Genomic DNA, 13069 nt, shown 5'->3' on the forward strand with positions numbered 1-13069 from the left:
TAAATGGGAACAAAGGTATTCTTTTTCCGTGAGGGTAATTACGTTCGGTATGATCGTGGCGAAGACCTGGTAGATGAAGGCTATCCTCTTAGAATTGCCGATCAGTGGCCAGGGATGCATGAGGCTGGTTTTGACATGGATCTGGACACCGCGGTTAACTATGAGAATGGAAAAGTATTCTTCTTTAAAGGAGATCAATATGTTCGATACGATGTCGCTGCAGACAAAGTAGATGATGGTTATCCCCTTGCAATTGCAGATCAGTGGCAGGGCTTGCAAGCCGCAGGTTTCGAGAGAGACTTGGATGCGGCCGTCAATCGGGGAGACGGTAAAGTGTTTTTTTTCAAAGGGGAGCAGTATGTTCGTTATGATATCACCGCAGACAAAGTGGACGACGGTTATCCCTTGTCGATCGTGGATCAGTGGCCAGGGATGCAAGCTGCGGGATTTGACAGGGACTTGGATGCGGCAATGAATTGGGGAGACGGCAAGATTTATTTCTTCAAAGGTAATCAATATGTTCGGTACGATATCGCTGCGGATAAAGTGGACGATGGCTATCCCCTTGCGATCGCGGATCATTGGCCGGGGATGCAGGCCGCAGGGTTCGATAATGGGTTAAGCTTCGCTATTGACCTCATTGATCTGAGCCAAGAGATATGGCTCGAAAATGCAGAAGTACACCGGAAAACGAACGGACCGAAGTATCGAGCATTGCCATGGAGAGGCGTGTTACATACGACCGAAGGGGTAAGTATTACCGAGGATGAGAAAACATTGGACGCAAACCGAGATTGGTCCCATCTTCTCATTGATCCAAAGACGTTTAAAGTTATTCAGTTCATACCGCTAAATGTCGGGTCGAGGGCATTGAAAGATGCAAATGGGACTCTCACGACGAACTCAGCACATACTATTCAAATCGAAATCGTGGGTATGGCAAAAGATTCTCCCAATATTGCTCCTGAGCATTTAGCATTCATTCGCGATGTCATGCGACAGATAGAGAATTTGGTCCCTATACCGAGAAAGTCCGATCGCGTTTTTATGAATGATAAAGATGTGAATCGGAATCCGAGCAATCGGATGTCGGTTCAAGAATGGAATGTGTTCACCGGTTGGTGCGGGCACCAACACGTACCGGGGCAAAACCATTGGGATCCTGGGGCAATCGATATTCTTACATTGCTTAATTCATAATTCATAGAGGAATGACTTGGTGGGCTTAATAAAGACTTGGGGTAAATATAAAATATAAAAGATACAACTTCTTGTCATTTGTATTAGACAAGAAGTTGTATCTTTTTCATTTCCCTCGAAATAATTCAGTTTCCTCACTCAGAATCCCATGCCGCCTACATGACCCAGCCTTTTAAGCTCCCGATATACGAGGCATCGGCATAACCTCTTTGCCAAGCTCCGCCCATATATACTTCAGCATCAGATTGGATTTCAACGTTGCATATTCGGGATCGTCCCACAAGTTATTCAGCTCACGGGGATCTTCTTGCAGATCGAAGATTTCACCGTAGGTTTGATTGTAATAAACGGTGATCTTGTAGCGTTCATCAACGTATGTTTTCTGATGAATCGTCGTCGGTTCATGACGGAATTCGCAGATCGCGTGATCTCTCGCGTAAGAAGCAGTGCCTTTCCATACGAGGCTTTGGTCTACGCCCGTCATCGCAGGAGGAATAGGAATACCGCTCAGCGACAGGAACGTTGGTGCTAGATCAACAAGCGATTGAATGGCACTCGAAGTGACTCCTGCGGGAACATGCCCCGGGTAACTTACGATAAACGGCAGGCGGATCAAGTCCTCGTAATGGAAGCCGCCCTTGGCTTGCAAACCGTGCTGGCCGAAGAAATGGCCGTGATCCGTTGTAAACACGACGATCGTGTTATCTGCGATACCAAGCTTGTCGAGTTTGTCCAGAATGGTACCGATATATTTGTCCATCAGGCTGATCATGCCGTAATAGACGGAGACAAGCTTCTTCTTGTCGTAATCGGTCAGCTTCTTCCTCTCTCCGTATTCGTAATAATGATGCGAACGGTACCCGTGTATGCCTTTACCGGTTTCAGACCAGGCCGAGAAGTCTGGATGATCCTCTTGGGTTAGGCCGAAGTGAGGCGGGTTGCTGTCATGCTCGCCCGGCACCATAGAAGGGATGGTGAGTGTTTCCGGATCGTACATGGTATCCCATGGTTCAGGCGCCAAATACTCCGGATGCGGATCGAAGAAGCTGGACCAGAGGAAGAACGGCTTGTCTTCTTCCGTGTACTGTTCCATAAGCGCATTCGTGCGCTCTGCGATCCAAGTGTTGTAATGGTATTCTTCAGGAATGGGCCATTTGTACGTAATGGCAGGATCCATAGTACCCGTTGGCGGAAGGAAATAATCCCTCCAATTCTCGCAGCCTTTCTCCTCTAGCCATAAGGCATAGTGCTGACCGACATGCGCTTCGTTCGTATGGTTGCGCGTCAGTTCGACATGGTCGAAGCCGTAGAAGGGTCCATGGAAGTTTCTCCATTTCTCTAAATCTTGCAGAATCGGATAGGCCTCTACTGAAGGGTATTGCTCCGTTGATCCGAGCGGCTGAAAATGAGCTTTGCCGACAAGAGCTGTTCGATAACCGGCAGCGCTGAAGTCCTCACCAACGCAATGACGGTCTTCCAATAGCTTGGTACCAAGCGTCCATGCACCGTGCTGGCTAGGGTATTGTCCCGTAATGATGGATGCGCGGCTTGGTGTGCAAGTTGGATTCGGGCAATAAGCTCTCGTAAACGTAGTGCCCGAGCGCATGAGTCGATCCAAATTAGGCGTTCTTAATTCGGTATTGAAAAGTCCAAGCGTGTCCCAATGTTGCTGATCACTTGTAATTAACAAAATGTTTGGTTTCTTCATCATAAAAACACCTCCAATAATAAATTGTATTGCAAAGCAAGAAGTTGTAAAATAGCATCGTGTATGCTTTGTTTATCAATTTGTCTGGTCGATGGGCGGAGGGCGGAGCGGTATGGGCGATGATGGGATGGACTCTCTAGTAACAGGCGGCTATGAATCGGCTGAGTTTTTATATTACGCTTTGCACGAACTGGACAAACAATCTTCCATTTGGCCGGTGCGCGGAGGAACAACAGACACGAAGCCAGGTTACTATGTTGGACCCAAGCGGATCGATAGCTATAGCTTGCACATCGTGAAGGAAAGCAAGGTTCGTGTAGAGTGGGATGCTGGCAACGTGACGTTATCGGAGGGAGATATTTTCTGCTTATTTCCTAAACGGACCTATACTTACTTTGCGATTGAAGGTGAAGCGCCGCCGAGGATGAGTTGGATCGTAATTGACGGTCCACGAGCAGAAGAAATGGTGGCACTTGCCGGCATAAGTAGCGAGAATCCTTTCCTGCAGGGCAAATGGTCAAAGGAAGCGGAGAGGGCTCTTCATGGTCTGCTTCATATGATGCGTGAAGCGGAGAAGGGAAACGCCACTGTGCTCTCGCTGGATATGCAAAGTTTGCTCTATCGTCTCTTTGCAGCGCTATGCCGGACAACTCCGACTATCCAACTCATAGATTCCGCGGATTGGGTTGAGCAGAGTATGTCCTATATCAGGCAGCACGCCTCGGAAGGCATTACCGTCCAACAGGCTGCAAGGGTAGCGGGATTGAACAGGACGTATTACTCGTTCGCTTTCGCGAAGAAAGCGGGAATGTCGCCGAGCGATTACATCACGAAGGTACGTCTGGATGCAGCCAAGCGACTCCTGGCAGAGACGGACGCCTCCATTACTGAAATCGCTTTTACGACCGGATATTCCTCTTTATATGTGTTTACGAGAACATTTAAGAATCGTCTCTCACTGACGCCGACGGCCTATCGGGAATCGATAAGAAACTGAATGAACAATTGAGAGAAATGCATAATACGCTAATACTTAAAAAAATAGATTAAAATATAATTCGGAGGTTTGCTGTGGTTACACTGAGCGAGATCGCAAAGAAAGCAAATGTATCCGTAACAACCGTTTCTAGAGTCGTCAATTATAACGATACGAATGTATGCAGCGAAGAGATGCAGAAGCTGATCTGGTCGCTCGTTGATTCGATGGGTTATAAAGTCAAGAAGCGGGCTGTCACTAAGGAGCAGAGATCAGAACGTACATTTACAATTGCTTACATCGTTGAATCGGTTTCCTTTATGATGCAGCAATCCTATAGCTATGAAATTGTAAAAGGCATCGAAGCAGAGGCGATTCGCAGAGGGGTGGATATTACCTTTACTTGCTTGAATCTGGATCTGTACACGCCTGACACGTTGGTTGAGAAGTTGGAAGCTGCCAATGTGGAGGCCGTTATTTGGGTAGCCGGTACAAGCGAAGCGTATTTTAAAGGTATAGAGAGGCTTGGCATTCATATTGCGATTGCTGGAATCGAGCCAGGTTATTATCCGGACAATGTGGATTACGTGGGCATTGATTTCTATTCCGAGACGCTTCATTGGCTTAAGTCGAATTTCGTGAGCGACTTTGATCGGGTAGGGTATATTGGACCTACCAGACAATCGCGTTACGATGCGTTTATTGATGCGCACAGAGTACTGGGCAAGCCGCTTCTCGAAGAACATATTATCGAGCTTGAAGGATGGAGTATTGACGAAGCAAAGACAGCTATTCAGGACTACTTGAACCGGGTTGATACATTGCCCGAAGCGATATTCGCAGCTTGTGATTCCATTGCCATTGGCGCTATGACCGTTCTCAAAGGCCAAGGCATACGGATCCCTGATCAAATTCGAGTGCTTGGATTTGATAATATTGAGATGGCTGGATATTTCGTTCCAGAGCTAACGACAATAGAAGTGCCGACATATAAGATTGGAGTCATGGCTGTACAAGCTGTGTTATCCCGATTGCGCGGCGAGCGTGATTTTGCGGTCCGTTTAATGTTTCCAACGAAGTATATTAAGCGCCAATCGCTTTAATAAGATTGAGAATAGGGGCTGTCCCACAAGTCATCATGACTTATGGGGCAGCCTCTTTACTTTGCCTCATGTAGAGGATTCTCCTCGATGTGGTCAACTAGACCAGACTCGATCTACCACATTACCGATTACCCCCAAAAAAAGTGTATCCCTCCGAGTCACACACGTAATCTAGCTCCATTCTTCGCCAAAGTGTAGCGCAACCCATGTTTATTCCAAACGGTGGGTTATCAGATAAGGGAAGTAGATATCGGCTACGCGCGAAGCCGAGAGTGCAAAAATCGAACTCTCAGACTGGTAATCAGCCGATATCGGCCTCATGGCGAAGCTGAGAGTACAAAAATTGAACTCTCAGCAAGGAAACCGGCCGAGTGCTGCTCTGAGAGTGCAAAAATCGAACTCTCAGCGAAGAAATCGGCGGATTGCTGCTCTGAGAGTTCGAAAATCGAACTCTCGGACAGTCGAGACTTACTTGACACCGCCAAAGTATATCCCTCCGTGACACACATCCGACAATCCGCTTCAGTTTCCTCCAAAGTGTATCCCTATATGACACACATGCGACAATCCGCTCTACTTTCTGCCAAAGTATATCCCTACTGGACACACATATGAAAATCCGCACCAGTTTCCGCCAAAGTGTGTCCCTCCAGGACACACATCCGACAATCCGCTCCAGTTTCCACCAAAGTGTATCCCTCCAGGACACACATCCGTCAAACCGCTTCAGTTTCCGCCAAAGTGTATCCCTCCATGACACACACGCGACAATCCGCACCACTTTCCGCCACAGTGTATCCCTCCGTACACATATCCGACAATCCGCTCCGCTCTCCGCCTTGCTGAGACTCCACCCTCCGGATAAAGTGATCTATTCCGGGGTGTTTTTACTTTAATCTATTTTATAAACTAAAATTTTAGATTAAATTATTGAATAATTAAAGTTTAAATGATAGTATAAATTTGGGGTGATTTACTGGAATAATTAGACCTTAAAGAAACGGGGAGATGGATTTGTTAGTGTCTGTGGAATCGTTTGGTTTGCAGGCTGACTGGGAGCAGGATGCAACGCTCGCTGTATTACGCGCAATTGAGTATTGCAAGGACATACCCGGCGCCACGTTAGTTTTTCCGGAAGGGACTTATCATTTCTGGCCGGAGAAGGCGTTGGAACGCCAGTACTATATTTCCAATCATGATCAAGAGAAAACGAGAAGGATCGCTTTTCCGCTGCTACAGATGAATGACTTTACGCTTGACGGTCAAGGCTCAACTTTTATTATGCACGGACTTACGACGCCTTTTGCAATTGACGATTGTTCGGACATTAGGCTTAAGCGATTCAGCATTGATTATGTGCGCTCTACCATAACGCAAGGTACGGTCGTTCAAACAGATGCCGAAGGCATTGACGTCCATATTCCTAATGAGTACCCTTGCGAAGTTATGGACGGGAAGCTGATTGCAATCGGTGAAGGCTGGAGAGAGCCGGTGACAGGGATTATCGTGATGGATCCGAAGACAAGATCTCCGCGGCAGGGCTCGGGGGACAATCTCATGTGGGGACATTACGAGCATTGCCGAGTTGAGAAGAGAGGCACATCTAGGGTCCGTTATAGCGGGTTCACCGGTTATCGACCCGAGAGCGGGGATGTCCTGCTGCTTCAGTCCGGTCATCGTGATTGCCCTGGTATATTTGTGAATGCCAGTCGGAACATTCATGTCGAGGATGTCAATCTACATGCCTCGATCGGGATGGGCTTCATCGCGCAAAACTCGGAAAATCTGCATCTTCGTGCCTTTAATGTTACGCCTCGTCCTCATACCAACCGCTTATTCAGCGCGTCTGCAGATGCAACGCATTTCGTTAATTGCAAGGGGAAGATCGAGCTTGAGCATTGCCTGTTCGAGAATCAGATGGATGATCCGTGCAATGTTCACGGGATTTATGCGCAGGTTGCAGATCGTCGCGGCGATGTGCTGATGTTAAGGCTCGTGCATCCGCAGCAGAGAGGGATTGAAGTGTTTGGTCAAGGTGATCATGTACGCCTTGTTCGCAATGATTCGTTGCTGCCCTACTTTGAATCGCGCGTGAAGGCCGTTCGGACCGTTGATTCCGAATATATGTTTGTTCACTTGGAGACCGCGCTTCCAGATGAAATATCCTGCGGAGATGGGCTGGAGAATCTGACGCGAACACCAGATCTTCATGTACACGGCTGTGTGGCCAGGGCTAACCGTGCCAGAGGGTTCCTGATTACGACTCCGGGCGAAGTGCTGTTTGAAGGCAATGCCATAAGCACGCCTGGCGCAGCAATCAAAATATCCGGCGATGCGAATTATTGGTTCGAATCGGGAGCTGTCCGCAGCGTCACCATCAGGAACAATGTGTTTGAAGATTGCAATTATTGCTTCCCGTTCTGGGGTAGAGGAATGATTGATATCGATCCGGAAATCGAGGCGCCACAATCGTTCGATGGCCGATACCATGAGAGCATTATCATTGAGGGCAACCTGTTCCGCACATTTCATCCGATATTGGTCTCTGGTCACTCCATCTCCACTTTAAGGTTCGCAGACAACGACGTGGAGCTCAGCAGCCGTTTCCCGCTCGCTGATGAACTCCCCTATATCCTGGATTTGAAGGCTTGCAGCAATGTCGAAGTCATTGGCAATCGCTGCCAGAACAGCAGGCTGATCTGCCTGATTGACGGCATAGAAGCAGAGCAGCGGTCTGTTCATTCGAAGTGGTGAGTGTATGGCAAGTATCAATCGTTTGATTGAAGGAAATATGAGGTGGAACGAACGATGGTAAGGCTCAAAGACATTGCCAAGAAAGCGAATGTATCTGTCACGACAATTTCGAAAGTGGTCAATTATAACGATACGAGCGTATGCAGTGAGGAAACCCAGGCGCTCATATGGTCGCTGGTGGAGGAAATGGGCTATAAGGTAAGGCGAGTGGAGAAGGAGAATGCACCAGGGCCGCTTACTGTCCAGAAGTTGGCCTATGTCATTGGCATGCCTAGCTACGCTTTATCCGGGACGTATACGAATCAGATTATCCAGGGAATTGAGAAGGAAGCGTTCAATCTTGGCGTGACGATGGCTTTCTCATGCCTTAACCTCAGTCTCTATACGCCAAAATCACTGTGCAACAAGCTGCTGGAGATGGAGGTCTCCGCTGTGATCTGGGTCGCAGGCTCGAGCGAGGAGTATTTCACGCTGTTTAGACAGAACAACATCCATGTTGTCGTTGCCGGCATTGAGCAGGACATGTTACCGGATGATATTGATTATGTCGGCGTCAATTTCTATGCGGATACGATGCATTGGTTAAGGACCTCGGTATTTAGCCGGTTTGATCGAATCGGCTTCATCGGCCCTTGCTCGCAGGCGCGATTCGAAGCGTATAGAGATCTTCATCTGCTTCTTGGGAGGTCTTGTGATCAGAGTTTCGTTATTGAGATGGATGAATACGACATGGAGAAGGCGAGAGCTGCAGTTATGAATTGGATGAATGCCGGCAATGCGCTTCCGGAAGTCTTCTTCGCTGCAAGCGATGCCATAGCAATAGGGGCATTAAGCGCCTTGCAGATCCTGGGCGTTTCCGTGCCTGATCGCGTGAAGATTGTAGGATTCGATAATATTGAATTGGCCAGCTATGTATCGCCTAGCCTGACTACGATCGGTGTACCTGCTTTCCAGATTGGCGTTCATTCGGTGAAGGCTGCGCTTTGGAGAGTCAGAGGCGAGAATGACTATGCGATCCATCACATCTTTCAGACGGACTTTGTGACACGGGAATCTTTGTAGTTTAATGATATAAAACGATTTTAAACTATAAAATTTAATTTAATTTAACTAAAACTTATTGACATATTTAGCTAATGATTATAGTATAAATTTTGTAAATAGTATGGGGTCGAGGGTGGGATCTTATGGCAAGCGTATCATTCCGTCATGTGTTTAAAACCTATCGTTCTGAGAAGAAACCTTCAGTAAATGACTTTAACCTGGATATAGAAGATGGAGAATTCCTCGTCTTGGTCGGACCGTCAGGCTGCGGCAAAACAACGACGCTGCGAATGCTATCCGGGCTTGAAGATATATCGGACGGCGAGATCTATATTGGAGACAAATTCATCAATTATGTCTCGCCCAAGGATCGGGATATCGCGATGGTATTTCAGAACTATGCGCTTTATCCGAACCTCACAATCTATGAGAATATGGCTCTTGGGCTGAAGCTCCGGAAGACGGCCAAACATGAGATCGATATGCGGGTGAAGAAAGCAGCCCGGATACTCGAAATTACGAATTACCTGGATAAGAAGCCAAACCAGCTATCAGGCGGTCAGAAGCAGAGGGTAGCACTCGGCAGGGCAATCGTACGGGAGCCCAAAGTGTTTCTGATGGATGAACCGCTCTCCAATCTGGATGCCAAGCTGCGTGCCCAAACTCGGGCGGAGCTAATCCGGCTGCACCAAGAGCTGAAGACAACGACGGTGTATGTCACGCATGATCAGACGGAAGCGATGACAATGGGAACGCGAATTGTCGTGATGAAGGACGGAGTTATCCAACAAGCTGACACGCCTCAGCGAATCTATCAGCATCCGGCCAATAAATTCGTCGCAGGCTTCATCGGGTCGCCAGCAATGAACTTTATCGAAGGCAGCATTAAAGAAAGCGAAGGACGCCTGTATTTTGATAATAGGCGGGTGAGGCTGAGTATTCCTGAGAGCTTCTACGAGGAGCTTCGCGAAGCGCCTTCTATGCGCAACGTCATACTCGGTATTCGTCCCGAGCATCTGGTAAACGATCCGGCATGGCTAAACGCTAATGAGAATAAAGTAAGCGCTTTTATCGATATTAAAGAGCACATGGGTGCAGATACGTATTTTTACTTGATGGTCGGAGAAACAGGCGTAGTCGCCAGAATCGACGATTCGGAAGACAAACTCGAATTGCACACTAACATCGAGATTGGCTTCCAGATGGAGAAGGCTCATTTCTTTGATGCAGAGACCGGTGTTAATCTCCGAACCGATCGTCGGTGGGGGCAGCTATGAAAGTCCGGAAGCTATATGTTTATTTAAGTCTGATTATTCTGATTATTATTCTCTATTCGTATCGGTCGCTTGATGAAGGAAAGGAAGTATTTCCGGTCCTTGCCGCAGATAGCATCAAGCTGGAGAGTTTCAATGACGGTGAAGGCAGCCCTTATTATTATGAAGCACTGAGAAGTTACGCGTCAGAAGGAGTTCTTAATTACGAAGGTCAACCGATTCAGGTTCAACCTACGAAATACTCGAACGGCGGCGCAGGCGCTAAACACACAATTGCAAGCGGTTCCACTTCAGGATCGGAATCCTTATCGTGGAATAACGGAGAAGGCTGGATCGAATGGAAGGTCGATGTGCCGGCAGATAAGCTCTATGAGATCGAACTGGAATATTCGCCGCTGCAGGAGAACAGCACTACCTCAATCTTCTATGGCTTGCAGATTGACGGTGAATATCCCTATGCCGAGGCGAAGTCCTTGGAGCTGGTCAAGTATTGGAAGGATCAGACTCGTCCCTTTATGAAGGATGGGCTTGGGAATCAGATTCGCTCGGCTCAGACAATGATCGAAGGCTGGGAGACCGAGAGACTGAGCAACTATTCAATTTCTTCCGAGCCGCTGCGTTTCAATCTGAGCAAAGGACAGCATACTCTGCGCTTCCATGCACTGAACGAACCGATGAAATGGGGAGCGATCAGGCTTGTTGCACCTGAGAAGCTGCTTCCATACAGCAATAAAGGCGCTGGTGCACAATCTTCTGCCTCATCATGGTATACGGTTATCGAGGCTGAGAGCTATGCAAGCAAATCCCATCCATCGCTGCAGGTCGGCAGTGTGAATGAGCCGCATGTATCCCCGGATCCGAAGGGGCATGTCATCTACAACGCGATCGACGGCAATCGGTGGCAGAAGGCAGGACAGTGGGCGGAATGGACAGTAAACGTTCCGGAGTCAGGATGGTATGAGCTGGATGTGAAATACACGCAGCGCTTCCAAGGCAAATCGAATATTTATCGCACGATTCAAATCGATGGAGAGACGCCTTTCAAGGAGATGCTCCATTATCCGTTTCCTTACAACGGGAAACTGACGGTGTACCCGATTCAAGATAAGGAAGGCCAACCCTATCAGTACTATCTGGAGAAAGGCGAGCACAACATCCGTTTCATTGCGGATTCTTCGCTGCTAGATCCAGCCGTCCTGTCGATGCGCAGTGCGATAGACGAAATGTTCGAGCTCGAACAGAAGATTCGTAAAGTAACAGGAAATTACGGAGGCGACGGGGATGCGAACCGTACATGGGACCTTGCCTCGTATATTCCGGATCTCGAAGCACGTTTGATAGGCGTGAGAGAACAGCTCCAGACGGTGGAGTCCTATCTCAATGGCCTTAATCAGAATACGACGGATGCGACCAGTTCGATTAATGTCGGTATTGAGGTACTGAGCGATCTGGTAGCCAACATCGACAAAATTCCTGAGAAAATGAATAAACTGAGCGATTTGCAAACCCGGATTGGCACATGGCTGGATACGTTCACGAAACAAGGCATGACGCTTGACTATCTCGTCGTAAAAGCGCCAGGCGCACACCCGAATCTCAAAGAGTCGAACTGGGCTTCCAAGATTCCGTACACCGCCATTAACTTTATGCGGACGTTCACGCTCAAATATAGTACACGGGATGATAAAGACGGGGAGACCTTGCAAGTGTGGGTATCTCGAGGACGTGATTACGTGAATCTTCTGCAGGAAATGGTGAACCAATCCTTTACGCCGCAGACCGGCATTCATGTAAACATCAATCTGATGCCAGATCCGAATGCATTGCTCCTCAGCAATGCAGGGAACGACCAACCGGATGTAGCGCTAGGCGTACCGATGGATATGCCAATGGATTACGCGATACGCAATGCTTCAGCTGATCTCAGCAAGTTCCCGGATTTCGGAGAAATCAGTTCTAGATTTATTCCCGGAGCGATGCTGTCATTCACCTACAATCAAGGCGTATACGCGGTACCGGAGACACAAGCCTATTATTTCATGTACTACCGGAAGAGCGTATTGAACCGCCTTGGCGTTGAAGTGCCGCAGACATGGGAAGACGTCCGCAAGCTGCTGCCATCCCTTCAAGAGAACGCGATGTCGTTCTATTATCCGCAGAAGGATTACGCTCCTTTCTTCCTGCAGAACGGCGTCGATCTTTATTCGAAGGACGGACTGAAGCCAGGCTTCAATACGGAAGCAGCGTACAAAGCTTTTACCATGTGGACGGATTTGTTCACCAAATATGATTTGCCGCGGGATGTGCCATCTTTCTTCAATCATTTCAAGCGCGGCGATATGCCAATTGGCGTAGCGGATTTCAACACGTACGTCCAACTGCTGGTCTCCGCTCCAGAAATCAGAGGAGATTGGGGAGTCGCATCGATTCCAGGTATTCAGCAGCAAGATGGCGAGGTTGCGCGCTGGGCCCCGAATAATATGGCGGCAGATATGATTCTTAGCAAGAGCAGCAATAAAGATGAGGCATGGAAATTCCTCAAATGGTGGACGTCAGCAGAAGTCCAATCGGAATATGGCAGGAACATCGAATCCTTTAATGGCATTGAATACCGCTGGAACACCGCCAATATGCAAGCGCTGGCCGCAATGCCTTGGCCGTCGGCTGATATTTCAGCTATTGAGGAACAGAACCGGTGGACGCATAATATTCCGGCACTCCCAGGGGGCTATTATCTGGGCAGGGAAATGGATTTTGCCTGGAACCGGACAGTCATAGACAAGGTACCGCCGAAGGAATCATTGGACAAATCGTTCACCAACCTGGAGCGCGAGATGATCCGCAAGCAGCAAGATTTGAACATAGATGGGAAGTATGACCTCACTCTTCCTGTCATCAATAAGCCATACGATTGGAGGACAGTGCAACCATGAGAGATGTGACAGTCGTTGGAACTGGTCCTGGCACTGTGCCTAAGAAACAGAGGCAATCAAGGATGAGGCGAGTTTTA

Annotated in this window: 8 protein-coding genes; 7 read left to right on the forward strand and 1 reads right to left on the reverse strand. The window is 48.2% G+C overall.

The window, feature by feature from the left end; genetic code table 11:
* Positions 1-3 precede the first annotated feature (3 nt).
* Positions 4-1200: a hemopexin repeat-containing protein gene (locus AC0YNX_RS05335; protein ID WP_475814589.1), complete on the forward strand. Its 1197-nt coding sequence runs from the start codon at positions 4-6 to the stop codon at positions 1198-1200.
* Between the two features lie 172 nt (positions 1201-1372).
* Here AC0YNX_RS05335 and AC0YNX_RS05340 read toward each other — a convergent pair whose 3' ends face one another.
* Positions 1373-2911 (reverse strand): sulfatase family protein, encoded by a 1539-nt coding sequence (locus AC0YNX_RS05340; RefSeq protein ID WP_475814590.1) that lies wholly within the window; start codon positions 2909-2911, stop codon positions 1373-1375.
* A 109-nt stretch (positions 2912-3020) separates the two neighbouring features.
* On the opposite strand from AC0YNX_RS05340, the gene AC0YNX_RS05345 reads away from it, so the two are divergent.
* From AC0YNX_RS05345 to AC0YNX_RS05370, 6 genes are all read left to right on the forward strand, one after another.
* Positions 3021-3905, forward strand: coding sequence for an AraC family transcriptional regulator (locus AC0YNX_RS05345; RefSeq protein ID WP_475814591.1), 885 nt, complete (start codon positions 3021-3023; stop codon positions 3903-3905).
* Positions 3906-3979: 74 nt separating this feature from the next.
* Positions 3980-4987: a LacI family DNA-binding transcriptional regulator gene (locus AC0YNX_RS05350; protein WP_475814592.1), complete on the forward strand. Its 1008-nt coding sequence runs from the start codon at positions 3980-3982 to the stop codon at positions 4985-4987.
* A 1020-nt stretch (positions 4988-6007) separates the two neighbouring features.
* Positions 6008-7741 (forward strand): alpha-1,3-galactosidase-related protein, encoded by a 1734-nt coding sequence (locus AC0YNX_RS05355; RefSeq protein ID WP_475814593.1) that lies wholly within the window; start codon positions 6008-6010, stop codon positions 7739-7741.
* A 54-nt stretch (positions 7742-7795) separates the two neighbouring features.
* The gene (locus AC0YNX_RS05360; RefSeq protein WP_475814594.1) at positions 7796-8803 is read left to right on the forward strand and encodes a LacI family DNA-binding transcriptional regulator; all 1008 of its coding nucleotides are present in this window, start codon (positions 7796-7798) and stop codon (positions 8801-8803) included.
* Between the two features lie 125 nt (positions 8804-8928).
* Positions 8929-10062 (forward strand): ABC transporter ATP-binding protein, encoded by a 1134-nt coding sequence (locus AC0YNX_RS05365; protein ID WP_475814595.1) that lies wholly within the window; start codon positions 8929-8931, stop codon positions 10060-10062.
* Positions 10059-12992 carry an extracellular solute-binding protein gene (locus AC0YNX_RS05370; RefSeq protein ID WP_475814596.1) on the forward strand — a complete coding sequence of 978 codons (2934 nt, stop codon included), beginning with the start codon at positions 10059-10061 and terminating at the stop codon, positions 12990-12992. The genes AC0YNX_RS05365 and AC0YNX_RS05370 overlap by 4 nt, the downstream gene beginning before the upstream one ends.
* The last annotated feature ends 77 nt before the right edge of the window (positions 12993-13069 follow it).

It is taken from the genome of Paenibacillus sp. J31R98 (assembly GCF_056269245.1).